Origin of the sequence: Zhongshania sp. (genome assembly GCF_041623545.1) — a bacterium.
Classification (GTDB): domain Bacteria; phylum Pseudomonadota; class Gammaproteobacteria; order Pseudomonadales; family Spongiibacteraceae; genus Spongiibacter.
In genome coordinates this window covers 1-19391 of sequence record NZ_JBFJWS010000008.1, presented here as the reverse complement: position 1 = coordinate 19391, position 19391 = coordinate 1, and the positions used below count along the sequence as shown (strand labels likewise).

At 51.6% G+C, this 19391-nt stretch carries 21 protein-coding genes; 13 read left to right on the top strand and 8 right to left on the bottom strand.

The features are described 5' to 3' along the window. Positions 1 to 58: 58 nt before the first annotated feature. Positions 59 to 304, bottom strand: coding sequence for a DUF6868 family protein (locus tag ABYT30_RS02405; protein WP_373095136.1), 246 nt, complete (start codon positions 302 to 304; stop codon positions 59 to 61). 114 nt (positions 305 to 418) lie between these two features. On the opposite strand from ABYT30_RS02405, the gene ABYT30_RS02400 reads away from it, so the two are divergent. Further along, complete coding sequence (locus ABYT30_RS02400; RefSeq protein ID WP_373077822.1) at positions 419 to 1873, top strand: ATP-binding cassette domain-containing protein; 1455 nt, start codon at positions 419 to 421, stop codon at positions 1871 to 1873. 15 nt (positions 1874 to 1888) lie between these two features. On the opposite strand, the gene mrcB is transcribed toward ABYT30_RS02400, so the two are convergent. Continuing rightward, positions 1889 to 4183 (bottom strand): penicillin-binding protein 1B, encoded by a 2295-nt coding sequence (gene mrcB / locus ABYT30_RS02395; RefSeq protein ID WP_373077819.1) that lies wholly within the window; start codon positions 4181 to 4183, stop codon positions 1889 to 1891. A gap of 80 nt (positions 4184 to 4263) precedes the next feature. Between mrcB and ABYT30_RS02390 the strand changes: the two genes are divergently transcribed. Further along, positions 4264 to 5262, top strand: a complete 999-nt coding sequence (locus ABYT30_RS02390; protein ID WP_373077816.1) for an adenosine kinase — start codon at positions 4264 to 4266, stop codon at positions 5260 to 5262. A gap of 129 nt (positions 5263 to 5391) precedes the next feature. Beyond that, the gene (gene trxC / locus ABYT30_RS02385; protein ID WP_373077814.1) at positions 5392 to 5847 is read left to right on the top strand and encodes a thioredoxin TrxC; all 456 of its coding nucleotides are present in this window, start codon (positions 5392 to 5394) and stop codon (positions 5845 to 5847) included. Between the two features lie 224 nt (positions 5848 to 6071). Here trxC and ABYT30_RS02380 read toward each other — a convergent pair whose 3' ends face one another. From ABYT30_RS02380 to ABYT30_RS02355, 6 genes are all read right to left on the bottom strand, one after another. Then, positions 6072 to 6419, bottom strand: a complete 348-nt coding sequence (locus tag ABYT30_RS02380) for a DUF6488 family protein (RefSeq protein ID WP_373077811.1) — start codon at positions 6417 to 6419, stop codon at positions 6072 to 6074. A gap of 14 nt (positions 6420 to 6433) precedes the next feature. Then, a complete protein-coding gene (locus ABYT30_RS02375; protein WP_373095133.1) occupies positions 6434 to 7306 on the bottom strand; it encodes a HupE/UreJ family protein in 873 nt (290 codons plus the stop codon). Position 7307: 1 nt separating this feature from the next. Continuing rightward, positions 7308 to 7454: an efflux RND transporter permease subunit gene (locus ABYT30_RS02370; RefSeq protein ID WP_373077897.1), complete on the bottom strand. Its 147-nt coding sequence runs from the start codon at positions 7452 to 7454 to the stop codon at positions 7308 to 7310. A gap of 237 nt (positions 7455 to 7691) precedes the next feature. Further along, positions 7692 to 8282 (bottom strand): YajG family lipoprotein, encoded by a 591-nt coding sequence (locus ABYT30_RS02365; protein ID WP_373095130.1) that lies wholly within the window; start codon positions 8280 to 8282, stop codon positions 7692 to 7694. Beyond that, entirely contained in the window at positions 8283 to 9317 is a 1035-nt protein-coding gene (locus tag ABYT30_RS02360; RefSeq protein WP_373095128.1) for a DUF2333 family protein, read from the bottom strand. Then, a complete protein-coding gene (locus ABYT30_RS02355) occupies positions 9317 to 9820 on the bottom strand; it encodes a copper chaperone PCu(A)C (protein WP_373077803.1) in 504 nt (167 codons plus the stop codon). The genes ABYT30_RS02360 and ABYT30_RS02355 overlap by 1 nt, the downstream gene beginning before the upstream one ends. Before the next feature lie 171 nt (positions 9821 to 9991). On the opposite strand from ABYT30_RS02355, the gene ABYT30_RS02350 reads away from it, so the two are divergent. From ABYT30_RS02350 to ABYT30_RS02305, 10 genes are all read left to right on the top strand, one after another. Further along, positions 9992 to 11689 (top strand): protein-disulfide reductase DsbD family protein, encoded by a 1698-nt coding sequence (locus tag ABYT30_RS02350; RefSeq protein ID WP_373095125.1) that lies wholly within the window; start codon positions 9992 to 9994, stop codon positions 11687 to 11689. Positions 11690 to 11874: 185 nt separating this feature from the next. Beyond that, positions 11875 to 12315, top strand: a complete 441-nt coding sequence (gene aroQ, locus ABYT30_RS02345; protein ID WP_373077798.1) for a type II 3-dehydroquinate dehydratase — start codon at positions 11875 to 11877, stop codon at positions 12313 to 12315. Between the two features lie 34 nt (positions 12316 to 12349). Further along, positions 12350 to 12814, top strand: coding sequence for an acetyl-CoA carboxylase biotin carboxyl carrier protein (gene accB / locus ABYT30_RS02340; RefSeq protein ID WP_373095122.1), 465 nt, complete (start codon positions 12350 to 12352; stop codon positions 12812 to 12814). Positions 12815 to 12862: 48 nt separating this feature from the next. Further along, a complete protein-coding gene (gene accC, locus ABYT30_RS02335; protein WP_373077792.1) occupies positions 12863 to 14203 on the top strand; it encodes an acetyl-CoA carboxylase biotin carboxylase subunit in 1341 nt (446 codons plus the stop codon). Positions 14204 to 14293: 90 nt separating this feature from the next. Beyond that, positions 14294 to 15181: a 50S ribosomal protein L11 methyltransferase gene (gene prmA / locus ABYT30_RS02330; RefSeq protein ID WP_373095120.1), complete on the top strand. Its 888-nt coding sequence runs from the start codon at positions 14294 to 14296 to the stop codon at positions 15179 to 15181. Positions 15182 to 15207: 26 nt separating this feature from the next. Next, positions 15208 to 16041 carry a zinc-ribbon and DUF3426 domain-containing protein gene (locus ABYT30_RS02325; RefSeq protein ID WP_373077786.1) on the top strand — a complete coding sequence of 278 codons (834 nt, stop codon included), beginning with the start codon at positions 15208 to 15210 and terminating at the stop codon, positions 16039 to 16041. Between the two features lie 128 nt (positions 16042 to 16169). After that, positions 16170 to 17165, top strand: coding sequence for a tRNA dihydrouridine synthase DusB (gene dusB / locus ABYT30_RS02320; RefSeq protein WP_373077785.1), 996 nt, complete (start codon positions 16170 to 16172; stop codon positions 17163 to 17165). After that, a complete protein-coding gene (gene fis, locus ABYT30_RS02315) occupies positions 17162 to 17470 on the top strand; it encodes a DNA-binding transcriptional regulator Fis (protein WP_008246420.1) in 309 nt (102 codons plus the stop codon). The genes dusB and fis overlap by 4 nt, the downstream gene beginning before the upstream one ends. 62 nt (positions 17471 to 17532) lie before the next feature. Next, positions 17533 to 19113 carry a bifunctional phosphoribosylaminoimidazolecarboxamide formyltransferase/IMP cyclohydrolase gene (gene purH, locus ABYT30_RS02310; protein ID WP_373095117.1) on the top strand — a complete coding sequence of 527 codons (1581 nt, stop codon included), beginning with the start codon at positions 17533 to 17535 and terminating at the stop codon, positions 19111 to 19113. A gap of 167 nt (positions 19114 to 19280) precedes the next feature. Further along, the coding region (locus ABYT30_RS02305; protein ID WP_373095150.1) for a phosphoribosylamine--glycine ligase N-terminal domain-containing protein at positions 19281 to 19391 on the top strand (111 nt) is incomplete at its 3' end.

The window sequence follows — 19391 nt, the reverse complement described above, 5'->3', positions numbered from 1 at the left end:
AATGCAATTTGGCAAACTAAGCGGGCAGGCGTGGCGGACCAGCCATCCCATTGCCCGTCTAATGACCCATTATTTTCAGCGCAATATAAGGCGCAAGGGCAAAAACCAGTGTCGCAATTTTATAGTTCGCCAAAAAATCGAAATACTTGGCATGTAATTCTGCGTCGTCTAAGCCAAATAATTTACGGTGAATTGCCGCAACTGGCCTCCGCATAAACACCAGTATAATTGTCGCTAATAACAGATAAACTATATTGATGACCGAAACCCAACCTAGCAAGGCTGTTAATTGTGAAATAGTCATTCCCACTGCACCTTAAAGCCATTTATCACCATGACACTCTGAGCCTAAGTGCCACATATGGCAATGACAAATATGGTATAGTTGCGGCTTATTTAGACGCTAACACGGTTACCCATGCCCACCCCAATTATTCGTTTTGACGCTGTACGCTTTGCTTACCAACTCGACCCTATTCTTGAAAATTTCAGCTGGCAGTGGCCCCGCGGTCAACACATCGCCATTCTCGGTGGCAATGGCGCTGGCAAAACCACTCTCGCCAAGCTGATCACCGATCAACTCCGGCCTAATCAGGGCAATATTAGCTATGCATCGGACTTCGGCCCTGATGACATCGCCCATATATCCTTCGATTTGCACCGCGAATTAATGGAACATGACCGCCGCTTTGACGACAGCGAGACGCGAGAGGATGCCTTTGATATAGGTACGCCAGTACGCAATATCATTCTTCAAGGTCAACCCGCCGACAACGAATTTTTAGCGCTCTGCGAGCGCCTTGGTATTAGCCATATTCTCGATCAGGGCATTCGGTTTATCTCAACAGGCGAAAGCCGTAAAACCCTATTGGCGCGCGCCCTATTCGCCAACCCGGCCGCCCTAATACTCGACAACCCCTTTGAGGGCTTAGACATTCACGCCCAAGCTGAAATGCGGGCAATGCTTGATGAACTGCTCACATCGCCGACACCGCTGATACTATTGACGAAAGACGCCACCGACATACCCGATGCCATCGACACCGTATATACCATGCGCCAGGGTAAGTTGACTGGGCAGTGCACCGCCGCTGAAGCAAAGCGAGCCAGCGCCAAAGTGCATCACTACGCTAAACCGATGCCCATTGCTGCGGCGCCCAGCCACCCCAGTGATACGGCGCTTCTGGAACTGCGTAATATCAATGTGAACTTTAGGGGGAAGCAGGTACTTAGCAATATTAACTGGCGGCTAATGCCAAACCAGCACTGTTGCATCAGTGGCCCTAACGGCGCCGGCAAGTCGACGCTACTTGGCCTACTGTGCGGCGAAAATGACAAGGCCTACGGCCAAGAAGTCATTTTATTCGGCAAACGTCGGGGCAGCGGCGAAAGCATATGGGAAGTGAAAGCGCAATTTGGCTTGCTCAACACCAGCATGCAGATGAGCAATTTAAAGCGTACCAAAGTGATCGACGTCGTCGCGTCGGGTTTGTTTGATTCGGTGGGTTTGTACACCAATTACAGCGAATCGCAGCGCCAACTATTGCTGGCATGGTTAGACTCCTTAGAAATACTGCCCCTCAAGGAGCAGCGCTTTGACCGCCTGTCTTTTGGCGAACAACGTATGGTTTTATTGGCAAGGGCAATGGTGAAATCACCTCGTATCCTGATTCTCGACGAGCCCTGCATCGGCTTAGATAATGAGCAAAAATCCAAGCTGCTTGGCGCCGTCGATCAAATCGCCGCCCACGGCCAAACCCGAATTTTATTTGTGAGCCACCGCAGCGAAGAAGTACCCGCGTGCATAAATCAGTTTATGGACTTAATTCCCGCAGCTGAAGGCGGCTATACCGCCCAGATTCGCGAGTCTTAAGGCGGCATACTGGGTTTAATCGAAAACGCTGCGGAACCACCCCCAAACCTTCTCTGCCTCTGGCGCGCAGCCGCCATGCTCACTAGGTGCACTGCCACTCATAAATGGCATATAGCGCGCGTTTTCACACCACGACTGACTCAACTTACCACTGATGCCGTCCACCCATTCGTATTCCACGCCTGAGACAGGGGAAAAAGGCATCTGCTCAGTACTCGCCTCGGCCATAAATTGCCGCCAAACCTGCAAAGCACCACTGGCACCAGTCAAACCTGTCGACGTATTATTGTCCGTGCCCATCCACACGACTGCCATATAATCTCCGGCAAATCCGGCAAACCAAGAGTCGCGAGTATCGTTACTGGTGCCGGTTTTCCCCGCCACGCGATAGTCCTTGGGCAACACCTGATACACCCCTTTGCCGGTACCTTCACGTACGGTTTCTAACATCGCGTATTGCAGCAGATGGACAGCTGCCGGATTAACGACTTGTTTTGGCTTTTGGGGATAGCGCGCCAACAACTCACCCTTGCTATCAGTAATCGCGTAAATGGTGCGCAAAGGCGTGTAACGCCCATCTGCCGCTAAGGTTTGATACATGGCCGCCACTTCAATGGGAGCCAATTCCGCTGAACCCAATAGCATCGACGGCACTTCCAACAACGGGCGCTGCACACCCAGCCGCTGAAACATGTCCATGACATTCCCCAGCCCAACCTGCATACCCAGCCTGGCCGTCGCTAAATTATAGGAATGCGCCAACGCTGTGTGCAGCGGTACATCACCATGGGATTTGCGATCGTAATTGGAAGGCCGCCACTGGCTACCATTGGCATTGCTGATCGACACTGGCTCATCTGATACCTTAGTCAACAAATTATAGCGATTGGGCTGATTTAAGGCGGCCAAAAACACCGCGGGTTTTGCGAGAGAACCAATGGGCCGCAATGCATCCAAGGCGCGGTTAAAACCAGCGTATTTTGGTCGTTTGCCACCGATAACAGCAACCACATCACCGCTATTCACCTTGGTGACTACCATCGCGACCTCTAAGTCTTTTTGTTTATCTTCTAGGCGCTTTATGGATTTGACTGTGGCGGCCTCGGCCCGGCGCTGAAGAACCGGATCAAAGGGCGTAAATATCCGCAGTCCACTGGTTTGTAATTCCTTGCTCTGGTAATCACGACTCAATTGCCGGCGCACCAAGTCGACATAAGCAGGATACACACCGGCTAGCGCCGATGTTTTAGCTAGGTCCAGCGGTTCTTTTTGCCATGCCGTCAACTGCTGAGCAGTTAACCAACCCTCTTCTTCCAGCTCGCCCAATACGATATTGCGGCGAGTCTTGGCGCGCTCAGGATGACGCCACGGGTCGTAATACGAAGGCCCTTTGACAAGTCCGACTAGCATCGAAACCTGCGCTAAATTCAACTCCTCCAGAGGCCGATTATAATAATGTCGGGCGGCAAGGCCAAAGCCATGAATGGCGCGATTGCCCTCCTGACCAAGATAAACCTCATTAATATAGGCCTCAAGAATACGGTCTTTGCTGTAATGCATCTCGGTTAAGATCGACATCACCGCTTCTTTGGCCTTGCGCCATAAGCTGCGCTCATTGCTCAGAATGGTATTTTTAACCAGCTGCTGGGTTAATGTACTGCCGCCCTGCACCGTGCGCCCCGCCTTAATATTGGCAAGCATGGCCCGCACTATACTGCGCGGCGAAATACCAAAATGGCTATAAAAGTGCTGATCTTCTACTTGCAGCAGAGTTTCGATCAACATCTGCGGCGCTTCGGCCAAACTAAGCATTAAGCGGTCTTCGTGGCGGCCCGGATACACCCCGCCGATCACCATGGGGTCAAGTTGCTCCTCAGCAATACGATCACCCAATTTATTACGTACCACAGCGACGGTGGTCGAATTAAATTCGACCACGATCTTACGGGCGGGTTGCGACCCATCAGCAAAGGCAAAGGGCCGGAGATAAATAGTAAAATGATCACCTTGACGGAAATAGCTCCCAGGCTGGTCAACTAATCGGCGACTGCTGTAACCGATTTCAGCCAGCTCAGACTCGAGTTCATAGGGCGTCAGGATCGCTCCCGTCGCCAAGACCAACGGCCTAGCGTAAACCTTGGCCGGTTGCTCATAGCGCTGCCGATCAAAGGCGCCACGCACCTTGGCATCGCAATAGGCGAAAAAAACCATCATTAGCACCACAAACACCAAGCACAGCTTGGCGAAAAGGCTCCACCATGAAAATGTTGCAGTGGCCGCGCCACTCCCTTTAGATGCTTTCTTAACCATTCAATACGACCAGATACATTGCAAATCAGAATTCAAACCGGATAATAGCGGCACTTTACCGCAAGTTACTGGCAAATCAGATGAAAAAATACCACCTCTATGGAATTGGCGCCGCACTGGTCGATACCGAGATCGAAGTTAACGACGCTGAACTGAAATCCCTTGGCGTGGATAAAGGCCTGATGACGCTCGTCGATGCCGCCCGTCAACAGGAGCTCTTGGACAAGCTCAGTGGCCATATGGTTCACGCCAAGCTCGCCAGTGGCGGCTCCGCGTGTAACTCGATTGTAGCGGCGGGCTATTTTGGCGCCAGCAATTATTATTCGTGTAAAGTCGCCAATGACGATCACGGCCAATTCTTTATGAACGATATCAAAGCCGCTGGCGTCGACGCCGACTTTGATGGCGACAAGGCAGCGGGCGTTACCGGCAAATGCCTCGTGCTAATCAGCCCAGACGCTGAGCGCAGCATGAACACCAACCTCGGCATTAGCGAAACACTCGCCGTGAGCGAGATCAACGAGGCAGCCCTCGCCGTCTCAGAATACTTTTATATGGAGGGCTATTTAGTCACCTCCGACAGCGGTCGCGCCGCCGCCATTGCCGGCCGTGAAATCGCCGAGCGCAACGGCGTAAAAACCGCACTGAGCTTTTCAGACCCCGGCATGGTGAGCTTTTTCCGCGACGGCTTAGTCGACATGCTCGGCAATGGCGTAGACCTAATCTTCTGCAACGAAGCCGAAGCGCTGGGCTGGGCTAACAGCGAATCGATTGAGGAAGCCGTAGCCGCACTAAAACGTGTTGCCAAAACCTTTGCGATCACACTCGGCGCCAAGGGCGCACTGGTGTTTGACGGCGGACAGCTGCATCAAATTCCAGGCCACAAAGTCACTGCTGTAGACACCAACGGCGCGGGCGATATGTTTGCCGGCGCTTTTCTCTACGGCATTACCAACGGCTACAGCTACGCAAAGGCTGGGGCACTGGCCAGCCGCGCCGCTGCCGAGGTAGTGTCCCAATACGGTCCTCGCCTATCAGGCCCACGACATCAAGAATTACTTAAGGAGCTCAATCACTAAGTAATGCTTTCCACGGTTTTCTCGCCCGCGCCAACGCCGAGAAAACCGTGCCCACCATCCTGCACACCTTGAATTCCCTATACGCAGACCTCATATCACCGGTATAACCCGCTGCATTTAGGACCCCAGATGAGCAATACACTCGCACTACAATTGATATGCCCAAGCTGTACTGCGATTAATCGCGTGCCCGAACAGCGCATCAACGATGCACCAGTTTGCGGGAAGTGCAAACAGCTATTACTGAACGGCAAGGTAATAAGCGCCAATGACGCCAACTTCAATCGATACATCCAACAGAGCGGGCTACCTGTCCTAGTGGATTTTTGGGCACCGTGGTGCGGCCCCTGCCGTTCATTCGCGCCGGTGTATAGCGAGCTTGCCGCCGAAATGCCTAGCCGCGCCAGTTTTATTAAGTTAGATACTGAAGCCAATCAAAACACCGCTGCGCAATTTCAAATTCGCTCAATTCCAACTCTAATGCTCTTCCATCACGGCAGAGAGGTAACACGGCTGTCTGGCGCTCTGCCCAAAGGGCAATTTAAGCAGTGGCTAAATCAGCAGCTGGCTGGTTTACGCAATTAATTAATAGTTATTCAAAGGTCCTGTTGAATTGGCGACTTATTCTAATCGCGAGCTAAGCTGGCGATTAAAAACGGCAAAGTACAAATACGAAATTAGCACCCCAAACAAGAGCCTTTTGGTAAAGGTGATGCTGATTGCGGATCGTTATGTTCTATGCAAGAAAAAAAAGCTAGAAAAAAATCAATGGTAGCGCGGCAAACATATAGGCAGCCATAGGCTCACCGTTAATTGACGCCGTCAAACTTACCGCTGGTATTCGCATCATAGACTTCGCCTTCGGCTGACATCAGTATATAAAGTGCGCGCTCGTCATTCGGATTGACAACTTTGACGATACGGTAGCCTTCACCACTTTGGTAAATCGTTGCCGCATCACTCGCAATATTTGCCCAGCTCGCGGGTACTTCCCCAAAACCAAGTTGGGGGTCGATATTGGCAAAACCTTTAACAATTTGAGTCGCTATGAGCAAAGCCTTTTGCTCAGTAATTGGCGCGTGACCACTGCCATGAGCCAAAAGATTTGAGCTTATAAACAAGCTTACGAGTAAACACAGAGTAATGCGAATTTTCATGTTTTCACCTTTATTTAGTGGCTATGGTAGGCACCATCGCCATGCTCATGGGGGCCTTGGTCATGCTGTGAAGACTGAGGGCTAATAATACGCCGAGGATAGCGATCGAGGATATTTGATTTCGCTTCCGCCGCCATATCTTCGTGGATATGGGCGTGATCATCATTATTAACCGGGAAATTATCAGCAAACTCGGTATGCTGGTAGCCGTGTAGCTGATGTAGGAAAAGCAGTCCACCAATGATGACGAGCAATGTATTGGCCATAACGCTAAAGCGCTTGAATGAGGCAGTTTTTCGCCACCCGGCTAACAGTGCCAACATGGCGGAGAGAGCCGCGATTTGACCCAGCTCGACACCCACATTGAAGGCCAGTATTTTCATAACGATACTGCCCTCCCCCATGGGCAGCTGCTGCAACCGAGTAGACAGGCCAAAACCGTGTATCAAACCAAAGCCAAACACCATATACATCAGGTTTGGCGAGCCCACACTAAAATAGCGTTTAAAACCGCCTAGGTTCTCGAAGCCCTTGTAACAGACTGTGAGCGCGATAACCGCATCAATCAGGAAGTAATTTGCCTGCACGAAATAAAGCGTGGCAAAAACCAGTATAATCGAGTGCCCCACCGTGAACGCCGTGATGAATTTTACAATATCGCTAAAGCGGCTGAGAAAGAAAACAACACCAAACAGAAAGAGCAAATGGTCATAGCCGGTGAGCATATGTCCCGCACCCAACACAAGGTAATCTGGGAGGCCCGCTTCTATCGCGCGCTGTTTATCTGCATCAGACATACCGTGGGCTAAAACACTTACACTACTGAGCATCGCCACTATTATGGCAATGAGCGCATAAATACGGCCTCGAATCATTGTTTTTGCCACTTCATACCTCCAGTTCAGTTCGACGCAGCATACTGCATAAAGTCGGCAGTACAAATAAGGTCAGCAGCCTCGACGAAAGAATGCCGCCAATCACCATGGTGGCTATAGTCCGTAGCATTTCTGAGCCTATGCCTGAACTCAGGGCCATTAGCATGAAATGAAAGACCTAAAAGATTGCAAGACTTTAACCGGCGCCCTATTGGCTCGGTACTGAGTCGACTGAGGAAGACCAGTCCACCATCTTATTATCCACTTACGAGCTACCCCCAAGATATAAAAGCTAGGCGCGTATGCCGCAATCGAGCAACGCTACTCGTCGACATTCAGGCACAAAAAAAGGCGGTGCAATTAACGCATCCGCCCTTCTCGAAATTACCCGCGTTTACTAATTTTTTCGTAAAAAGCCAACTAATTTCGGGTCTTCAAACATGCTGTTCAGTACCTCTACCACAAGGCCGTTAACCAACTCAGCATTGTGAGATTCACTTGGTGCATTAAAAAATTTCTGCTTACGCTTAACTCGATAGCGGCCTTCGTAGCGTTCATTACCGCGGCTTGCCATCACATTTACAACTGCAAGCATGTCCATGTCATAGCCAACGCCATCTTCTTTGGGGTGGTTATAAACCAGTGATTCAAAGATAACATGGAAGTCCGCCGTGTCGGCGCGAAGGCTGTCGGTATCGTAGCCCATCGCCGCCATGTGCTTAGCCAAGGGCTTTTCTACTGCCAAGGACAAATCATTGGCCAGTGTGACCACCGACGTCTCACGATAAGTGCCACCGCGACTACCCAATACTTTGTTCTGGCGCTGATCGCTAACCCTGACATGGACAGGGCTATTATTGCCAATACGCGCACTCGGCGCAGTAAATTGCGGCGCAATCTGAATCGCTTGCGGACTAGATGCGCACGCGGTGAGCCACACACTGGCGGCCAGTACACAGGTTTTAAGCAAAGTTGAGTAAACCATCATTTATCCTTGAGATAACAAGTCACGTAAATCAGTTATAGCACCATTGGCACGGCTAATATAAGACGCCATCACCAAAGAATGGTTTGCCAAAAAGCCAAAGCCGCTGCCATTTAAGACCATTGGGCTAAACATTGCCTGCTGGGTTCCCTCAAGCTCGCGAATTATTTGTCGCAGGCTTACCGCGGCGTTTTTATTGGCCAAAACATCGGCAAAATCCACTTCAACCGCCTTTAGAAAACAAATCAAGGCCCACGCCGTACCGCGAGACTCATAAAACACATTATCAATTTCTAACCACGGCGTCTTTACTTGCACCTCAGACGAGGCTGCCGTTGACTGCCTAGCATTCGGGTCATTGGCGAGATCGGTATTCAGCCGTGGCCGACCAACACTCGCGCTCAAGCGCTGAGACAAACTTCCCAAACGCGATTCCACCCCCGCCAACCAATAGCGCAAATTGTCAGCGCGGGCGTAAAACTGGGCCTGAGGCTGGTCAACATCGGCAAGTCGACTGCGGTAAGCCTTAAGAAATTTAATCCCCTGACGGTACTCCGACTCAGAGGCGGGTACCGCCCAGCTATTATTGGAAAAGTTAAATCGTGGCTCAGCTTTAGACAAATCGCCATCTTCCTGAGATTGCGACTGGGAGCGGCTAAAGTTTTCACGCATGGCGCGGCTGAGATCCCGAACTTGGATAAGCACGCCATATTCCCAGGCCGGCATATCGTCCATAAAAATGCCTGGCGGGCTAATATCATTGCTAATGAAACCGCCGGGTTTGTCGAGCAGTGTTTCAGTAACATCTATTAACGCCGAGGTTGTCGCAGTACCAATAACGCCGACACTTGTATCTTTTTGTAAATACTGAGTATTGGGCATATCTGGCGTAAAGCTCCAATAAACCCCAAATATAACCACGATCACCAAGTATACCGGGACAAGCACTGCGGCGACTTTTAATATAAGTCCGTTGCCAAGCCAATCCTGAGCCCCCTCCTTCGCGCTTGTTGCGAGGTCTTTTATTTTCTCAATCATTAATGCATTCCTGTATGTTCGGTCGAGCCCATCTTAGAGGTAGAGGTGTTGTCGCTAGGCGCGGGTTTAAGCACACTGACTACAGGGGCGTCGACAACAATAAGCTCACCTGCACTGGTTTTAAGAGTAAATTGCACTTTATCGCCATCTGCCAGCGGCCGCGTCAAGTTGATTAACATCAAATGATAAGCCCCCGGTGCAAAGGCAAACACACCACCTGGGGCCACCGTGACCTCGTCCTCGCGCTGCATCGACATCATGCCATTGCGGTGCTGGTGGCCGTGTATTTCAAGGGTTTCGGCGGCATCACTGTGACCGGCAATAACCTTAATCGCTTGATCACGGTGATTATGCACACTAAAAAACGCCGCGGTATTGCGCTGGCTTGGCGGCAATCCCCTCACATAGGCGTTTTCTACCGTAATTTGATCGGGCTGAGCTTGAAGCACACCGCTGAGTAACAACGTGACCACCAAACAACCACGCATCCGTTTACAATTCACAAATCCTCCACGGCGCCACCGCTTGCTTATCGGCGACACAATTATTCGAACGAGCTAGCCGGCACTAATACCTTCACCGCAAAACCTGTAAACTCGCTAGCAAGTTCTAGCTGAGCATCGAAACAAGTCATTATGACGTATCATAACGCTACCACCGCAGTGATTGTATTTATGAAGCCGCTTTTATTATCGCTTATTTTTCTGGTCTTTGGCGCCAGCGCCCATAGTCAGGATTTTTTTAACACCACACCGCAAACTTTTGGCGATAGCAATCCCAGTTTTTTACCTGTGGAACAGGCCTATCAGTCAGAGTTACAGTGGAATAATGAAGAAATGTTACTAGGCTGGAAAATTGCGGAAGGCTATTACCTCTACCGCGAACGCTTTCAGGTCAGCGCCAGCACCGACGGCAAGCCACTAGCCATTTCCAGCCGATATGAACCGGGTAAACTCAAGCAAGACCCTTATTTTGGCGAAACCGAGGTTTATTACCACAACACCGCCATTGCCATTAGCAATATACCCGGTGACCGTGCATTCACCCTGAGTATTACCTCGCAAGGCTGCGCGGACGCAGGTTTGTGCTACCCCCCCCAGACCGAGTACTACCGCGTTGACCCAAGCAGCCAAGCAATTGCAAAAACCACGGCGCCAAGCGTTGCTGCCACTTCCAATATACCCAGCACCGCCGACACTCAGGCGCTTTGGTTAATACTGATTTTTGCCGCACTGGGCGGCGCTATACTCAATTTAATGCCCTGCGTGTTCCCTGTGCTTGGCCTAAAAGTACTCAGCTTTGCCAATGCCCGCAGCGGCAGCCCGGCGAGTCACGGCCTTGTTTACAGCGCCGGGGTCGTCTTAAGCTTTATCGCCGTTGCCGCTGTTTTGATTTCACTGCAACAAGCTGGGCAGGCTATTGGCTGGGGCTTTCAATTGCAAACACCATGGTTTGTCGGCCTGCTGGCCAGCCTGTTTTTTGTGCTGTCATTAAATTTGCTGGGACTGTTTGAAATTGGCGGCAATTGGATGAACATTGGCGGCGACCTCAGCCGCCAATCAGGTTATAGCGGCAGCTTCTTTACCGGCGTACTGGCGACCGTGGTGGCCAGCCCCTGTACCGCGCCGTTCATGGGAACCGCTGTTGGCTTTGCGGCCAGCCAACCCCCCGCCATTTCACTGCTAGTGTTCGCCGCAATCGGCATTGGCATGGCCCTCCCTGTATTACTCCTCACCCTCTACCCTGCGGGACTGCGCAGCCTGCCTAAACCAGGGCAATGGATGGTAAAACTTCGGCAATTACTCGCCTTTCCACTCTTAGCAACCGCCATTTGGCTCAGCTGGGTAGTCGGTCGCCAAACCGGCGCCAATGGTATGGCCGCCATTTTATTAACGTGGCTGCTCATTGGTTTTGGTCTGTGGCTCTACGAGCATGGCAGGCTAGCCAAAATAGTTGCGGTAGCCATCTATATTGGCGCGCTGGTATTGATGCTTAGCAGCCTAAACAAGCCTATTCAACAGGCCACAAGCCAAGCAGGCTTTGATCCACGTGTCATTCAAACGCTCCGTGAAAGTGGCCAAAATGTGTTTTTGGATGTCACTGCCGACTGGTGCATTACCTGTGCAGCGAATGAAGCCCTTGTCTTGCACACTGACACTATTCGCGCTGCGTTCATCCTCCACAATGTTAACTATGTCACAGCAGATTGGACCCGCTACGATCCAGCAATTACCCAATTACTGGCGGACTATCAGCGCAACGGCATCCCCCTCTATGTTTACTACCCTGCAGAACTCAGCGCGACGCCAATAGTGCTACCCCAGGTCCTAACCAAGGCAATGATACTCGAATTGCTCGGTGAACCACTTTAGGGATCAAAATCCGCCCACTCAGTGTTAGCACCGAAAACACTGAGTGGCACAAAATTCCGCTTAACTTCTGCAAACTTGCAGCTAACTTCACTCTATCTCAAAAAATTCATGAGATGGGTTGGACTCATAAAACCAATTGAGGCACAATCGCTCTATATATTGAATATGCAACGAGAAATCGATTTATGGCGTCAATACTTGTACTTCACGGCCCAAATCTAAATCTGCTTGGCAGCCGTGAACCGGAGGTTTACGGCAGCTTAAGCCTCGCCGACATCGACACTAAGTTACAGTTGTCTGCCAAATCTGCAGGTCACCACCTGCAATCCATGCAAAGCAATGCCGAGTACGAACTCATTGAGCGCATCCACTTGGCGCGCCCAGAAGGCATCAATTTCATTATTTTCAATCCCGCGGCATTTACCCACACCAGTATTGCCCTGCGGGATGCTTTATTAGCTGTCGACATTCCCTTTATTGAAGTGCACTTATCCAATGTCCACGCAAGGGAAAGTTTTCGGCACCACTCCTATTTTTCAGATATTGCTCAGGGCGTGATCTGCGGCTTAGGTGCTGCCGGTTATGAATTCGCCCTTCAAGCAGCAATGAACCAGTTAAACGAATAACAACTTTAATTCACTCACATTTAAGAGAGTTACTATGGACATTAGAAAAGTAAAAAAACTAATTGAGTTGCTCGAAGAATCCAATATCGACGAGCTAGAAATTAAAGAAGGCGAGGAGTCTGTGCGCATCAGCCGCAACAGTGCCGCCAAAGGCATGATGGCGGCTCCCCAATATATGCAACAGCCCGTGCAATATGCGCCGCAACCTGCTGCCGCGCCGCCTGCCACCGCTGAAGCTGCTCCTGTTGAAGCAAAAGGACCTAGTGGTCACGTGATCAAATCGCCCATGGTCGGCACGTTCTACCGTTCACCCTCGCCATCATCGCCCGCCTTTGTTGAAGTGGGTCAACACGTCAAAGCTGGCGACGTTATCTGCATCGTCGAAGCAATGAAAATGATGAACCAAATTGAAGCGGATAAATCCGGCGTGATTGAAGCTATTCTCGTTGACGACGCCGAACCCGTTGAGTTTGATCAACCCCTAATCACCATTGTGTAACACCGGCAAAAGCCATGTTCAAAGCACATAAAGAGGGATTGATTCCAAATGCTTAAAAAAGTTGTCATAGCCAACCGTGGTGAAATTGCCCTGCGGATTTTGCGCGCCTGCAAAGAACTGGGCATCAAGACCGTAGCGGTGCATTCTGCCGCTGACCGAGACCTGATGCACGTTCGCCTCGCCGACGAATCAGTCTGTATTGGCCCGGCACCATCACCAGCAAGTTACCTCAATATTCCAGCAATTATCAGTGCCGCTGAAGTCACCGATTCAGTCGCCATTCACCCTGGGTATGGCTTTCTTGCTGAAAACGCGGACTTCGCCGAGCAAGTCGAGAAGAGCGGCTTTATATTTATAGGCCCAACCCCTGACTTAATTCGCATGATGGGCGACAAAGTCTCGGCCATTAAAGCCATGAAAAAAGCAGGGGTTCCCACCGTACCCGGCTCCGACGGCCCCATTACCGATGATAATGAACACACCTTAAAAGTGGCCAAGCGCATTGGCTACCCCGTGATCATTAAAGCCGCTGCAGGTGGCGGTGGTCGTGGTATGCGGGTTGTTCACAGCGAGGCAGCCCTTCTTAATGCTGTATACGTTACTCAATCGGAAGCTGCTTCCGCCTTTGGCGACGGTACGGTATACATAGAGAAATTCCTCGAAAATCCCCGCCATGTTGAGATCCAGGTTTTAGCCGACGGCCAAGGCAGTGCGATTCACCTCGGCGATCGCGATTGCTCCCTGCAACGCCGCCATCAAAAAGTATTAGAAGAGGCGCCAGCACCGGGGATTCCTGATGAGATTCGCGCCCAAGTGGCCAAATCTTGCGTCGACGCCTGTATCGCAATCAATTATCGCGGTGCCGGAACCTTTGAGTTTCTCTATGAAAATGGTCAGTTCTTCTTTATCGAGATGAACACCCGCATTCAGGTCGAGCACCCGGTTAGTGAAATGGTGACTGGTGTCGACCTTATTAAACAACAGCTTTTAATTGCTGGCGGCGAAAAACTGTCTATTACCCAAGACGATATTCAGATTAAAGGCCACGCCTTTGAGTGCCGGATTAACGCCGAAGACCCCAAGACTTTTATGCCTTGCCCTGGCTTGATCAAGCACTACCATGCGCCAGGTGGCTTAGGAGTGCGGGTCGACTCGCATTTGTACAGTGGCTATACCGTCCCCCCGCATTACGACTCGATGATCGCCAAAATCATCACGTGGGGAGACAACCGCGAAATCGCCCTCAATCGCATGCGCAACGCCTTGGACGAGCTGGTTGTCGATGGTATTCGCACCAACACCGACCTGCATCGCGACTTGGTACGCGATGCCGCTTTCCGCGAAGGTGGCGTGAGTATTCACTACTTGGAAAAGAAGCTTAAGCTGTAAAATGGTTTAAACTGCACTTCCAAAAGGGGCTTCGGCCCCTTTTTTATATTCGTGACTTACACCCATTTATTACCGAAAAGAGTTAGCACTATGACTTGGCTACAACTGCGTTTGGACACCAACCCAGCATCCGCGCCAACGCTGGAAGATGCACTACTGGAAATTGGCGCCGCCGCAGTGACCATGGAAGACAACGCCGACCAACCGGTATACGAACCCGGCGTCGGCGAAACGCCCATGTGGCAACAAACCCGGGTTACTGGGCTATTTACCGCAGACACTGACATGGAAGCCACCCTCATTGCACTCGAAGCCTTGTTCGGCCAAGCTTTGCCACCGCACCGCAGTGAAATTTTGGAAGACCGCGATTGGATACGCGAATGGATGGATAGCTACCACCCGATTCAATGCGGTGAGCGCTTATGGATCTGCCCAAGCTGGCGCGAGCCCGTTGACCCCACCGCGGTCAATCTCTTGCTTGACCCCGGCCTCGCGTTTGGCACCGGCACCCACCCCACGACATGGCTGTGTATGCAGTGGCTAGATCAGCAAAACCTCGACGGCCTAACTGTCATTGACTATGGCTGCGGGTCAGGCATTTTAGGCATTGCGGCACTGCTACTCGGCGCTGAAAAAGTCATCGCGATTGACAACGATCCCCAAGCACTCATTGCGACCCGCGACAATGCTCAGCGCAACAATATTGACGATAGTCGTATCGACTGTCTGCTACCGGAGCAGATTCCTAGCAATTTACATGGCGATGTCATGGTCGCTAACATTCTCGCTGGCCCACTGATTGCTCTGGCACCTAAGTTGGCGGCATGCCTCGACCCTGATGCGCCTATCTGCCTGTCTGGCATACTTAATACCCAAGCGCAGGAATTGCTGAATTGCTACCGTCAATGGTTTAATGACCTTGAACTAAATGCGAAGGACGAATGGGTTCGCATTAACGGCAAGAAAAACCACACGTAATTTAAGCCTAAAAGTACATTGAGCTAATGCCTACCGACCATCAAAAAAGCACTGATTCAGCAACTAACGCTACACCATCAAGTGTTACATGCCCCCAGTGCAGCACACGTTTTCGGCTCAAAGCCCAGCAACTTGAGTTAGCAGGGGGCTTGGTACGCTGCGGCGTGTGCATGGGTATCTTCAATGCAACAACAGGGCACGAAGCACCGATAATTAGCGCTGCCGCAAGCGCGGAAGCCAAGGAATCTGCAGTAGCGAGCATTTCCACTGAAGATAGCGAAAGCCACACACAAGCCCCAGTGGCAGACTCACCCCTAGACCTCATTGCCAATCTAAGCACGGTCAATCATGATTTTGAGCACCACCGCCCTCGCCACCAAAGCCGACGCTGGCCATGGCTAATCGCAAACTTCACAGCCCTTTTGCTTCTCGCGGGTCAAATTGCCCTTTGGCAAAAGCCCGCCTTGTTTGCCAGCCCAGCAGGCGAGTATTTGCGCCCGCTATGCCCAGTGCACCCGCTCCTATGTGAAGACAGCGCCCCGGAAGTTCGCAAACTCGGCGACGTGGTCAGTACCAATTTGCTGATCCGCAAGCACCCCGAAGCCCCCAACGCGCTAATTGTCGACACGATTCTATTAAATCGTAGCACTGAACCCAGCGCCTTCCCCGCACTGAAACTGGACTTCAGCGACATCTCCGGCCAAACCCTTGCCAGCAGGGTGTTTCGCCCTCAGGAATACCTTGCAGGGGAGCTCAATGCACTGTCAGACCTTGCCAGCCAGCAACCCGTCCACATCGCTTTAGAGATTGTTGACCCGGGCTCCGCGGCAGTTAACTACCAGTTACAGCTGCTGCCGTAAAGCCTCATTTTTGCACTTCTTTCACACTCAGAACTGGTTATTTTCTGAGCGCAAGTCTTCCGGTAAAGTCTGCAAACGAGTATCATAGCTGCCCTGTTTTCCCACTGTTAAACACCCTCTCTCAGGGCATGGCGATGATCCAGATTGGTTCTCACAAGCTTCCTGCTCGCGCTGTATTGGCGCCGATGGCAGGCATCACCGACCTGCCCTTCCGCAGATTATGTCGGGAGTTTGGTGCCGGTTTAACCGTGTCAGAAATGGTGATTAGCGACACACAGCTTTGGCAAAGCCGCAAAAGTCATTTGCGCTTGGCGCACGACAACAACACACCCCGCGCGGTGCAAATTGCCGGCGCCGAGCCAGCGATGATGGCGGATGCGGCGCGCAGCTGCATGGAGATGGGCGCCGATATTATTGACATTAATATGGGCTGCCCAGCAAAAAAAGTCTGTAAGCGCGCCGCCGGCTCTGCCCTATTAAAGGAGCCAGAGCTGGTTGAGCAAATTCTTAAGGCGGTGGTAGCGGCGGTCGATATTCCGGTGACATTGAAGATTCGCACTGGCTGGTCCCCCGATCAGCGCAACGGGCTGGCCATTGCCAAACTTGCCCAGGATTGCGGAATTAGCTCACTGGCAGTGCATGGTCGTACCCGAGAGTGCCGGTATTTAGGCATGGCTGAGTACGACACGATTGCCGAGATAAAGCAGGCTATTAACATACCGGTATTCGCCAATGGCGATATCACAAGCGCTGAGCAGGCCAAGTATGTGCTGGACTATACCGGCGCCGATGGTGTAATGATCGGTCGCGGTGCCCAAGGTAAGCCCTGGCTATTCAGAGAAATTGCCAGCTACCTAGAGACGGGGGTATTAGCGCCGGCAGCGACCGCAGCCGAAATAGAAGCAGTAATGCTGAGTCATATCAGCGCGTTACACCTTTTTTACGGGGAACAGAACGGCCTGCGTATCGCGCGCAAACATTGCGCATGGTATTTGCAGGAGCACAACGCCAACACTGGCTTTCGCGGTGAATTCAACCGCCTAGAATCTGCCAGTGCACAATTAGATGCTGTACATCGCTATTTTGAACAGCACGGCCAATACCTACAGGACGCAGCAGCATGAACCTAACCAGCACCGACACCGCAGTAATGACCGAAGTTAGCGCTAATCCAACACCGTCGGCCGACGATATTAGCAAGGCCAAAACCTTGCGCGACAGCGTGGCAATTGCCCTGAATAACTACCTGACCAATCTCGATGGCCAGGATGTTTGCGATGTCTACAATATGGTTTTATCCGAAGTAGAAGCGCCGCTACTGGAAGAAGTTATGCGTTACACCCGCAACAACCAGACCCGCGCCTCACAAATGCTAGGCTTAAACCGAGGCACCTTGCGCAAAAAGCTTAAGCAATACGATTTATTGTAAGACACTGATCTACCGCCAAAGATTAGCACCGACTTTTTAAACCTTAAGGTAATACTCTCTGCATGACTACTGACAATCAGGCCCGTCCCGTAAAACGCGCGCTAATCAGCGTTTCCGATAAATCTGGCATCGTTGAATTCGCCCGCGAACTCAGCAAACTCGGCGTTGAGTTACTGTCGACCGGCGGCACCTTTGCCCTGCTTAAACAAAATGACATTGCAGTAACGGAAGTATCCGATTACACCGGTTTTCCGGAAATGATGGATGGCCGAGTCAAGACCCTGCACCCAAAAGTACACGGCGGCATTCTTGGCCGTCGCGGCATTGACGACAGCATCATGGCGGATCACGGCATCGACGCGATTGATATGGTCGTTGTCAACCTCTACCCCTTTGAGGCGACCGTTGCCAAACCTGGCTGCACACTAGAAGATGCAGTAGAGAATATCGATATTGGCGGACCAACCATGGTTCGCGCCGCGGCCAAAAACCACCGTGATGTCGCTATCGTAGTAAATGCTACAGACTACCAAGTAGTGCTCGACGAACTGCAAGCCAATAACGGCTGCACTAATCTCGCCACTCGTTTTGACTTAGCCATTAAAGCTTACGAGCACACCGCCGCGTACGACGGGATGATCGCCAATTACTTTGGTCGCCTCGTTCCCGGCGGTACCGAAAAATTCCCGCGCACCTTTAATAGCCAATTTATCAAAGCCCAAGACATGCGCTATGGTGAAAATCCCCATCAGGACTCCGCCTTTTACGTTGAACGCCACCCCAGTGAGGCCTCCGTTGCCACTGCGACCCAACTACAAGGTAAAGCGCTATCGTACAATAATATCGCTGACACCGACGCAGCACTGGAGTGTGTTAAATCTTTTGTAAAACCCGCCTGTGTCATTGTTAAGCACGCCAATCCCTGTGGTGTTGCCGTATCGTTAAACGGCATTGGCGAAGCCTATGATTTGGCATTTGCCACTGATCCCGAATCCGCGTTTGGCGGCATCATCGCCTTTAACCGCGAACTTGACACCGCCACCGCGAAAGCAATCTGCGATCGTCAATTTGTTGAAGTGATTATTGCGCCAACGGTTAGCGAAGAAGCCGCCGCCATTGTCGCTGAAAAGAAAAACCTGCGCCTACTCAGCTGTGGCCAGTGGAGCACGAGCAACCCTGCCTTCGACTACAAACGGGTAAATGGCGGCCTACTGGTCCAAGATCGCGACCTCGGCATGATCACCGCCGCCGATCTCAAAATTGTCACCAAGCGTCAGCCTGAACCAAGCGAAATAGACGACATGATCTTCGCGTGGAAGGTCGCTAAGTTCGTTAAGTCCAACGCCATTGTCTACGCTAAAAATCGCCAGACCATCGGTGTCGGCGCAGGCCAGATGAGCCGCATCAACTCCGCCCGTATCGCCGCGATCAAAGCCGAGCATGCCGGCCTGCAAGTTGCCGGCGCGGTCATGGCCTCTGACGCCTTTTTCCCCTTCCGCGACGGCTTAGACAATGCGGGCGCGGCAGGGATTAAATGCGTTATCCAGCCCGGCGGTTCGATTCGCGACGAAGAAGTAATTGCCGCTGCCGACGAGTACGGTATTGCGATGGCATTTACCGGTATGCGTCACTTCCGCCACTGATCGCGCGAGATGCTGGACGGGAGACGGGAGACGGGAGATGCAAAAGACACCCCTGCCTCCCAATCCAATCTTGAACTTAAATACAGATAAAGGAGCCTGAACGCCGATAGCGATGACAGACCGAGGTTTTGCGTCTCTCATCTCCCATCAAGCGTTCACCCAACCATATGAATGTACTCATTATTGGCAACGGCGGCCGCGAACATGCTCTGGCCTGGAAAGTTGCCCAGTCAGCACAGGTTGAAACAGTATTTGTTGCACCCGGCAACGCCGGTACG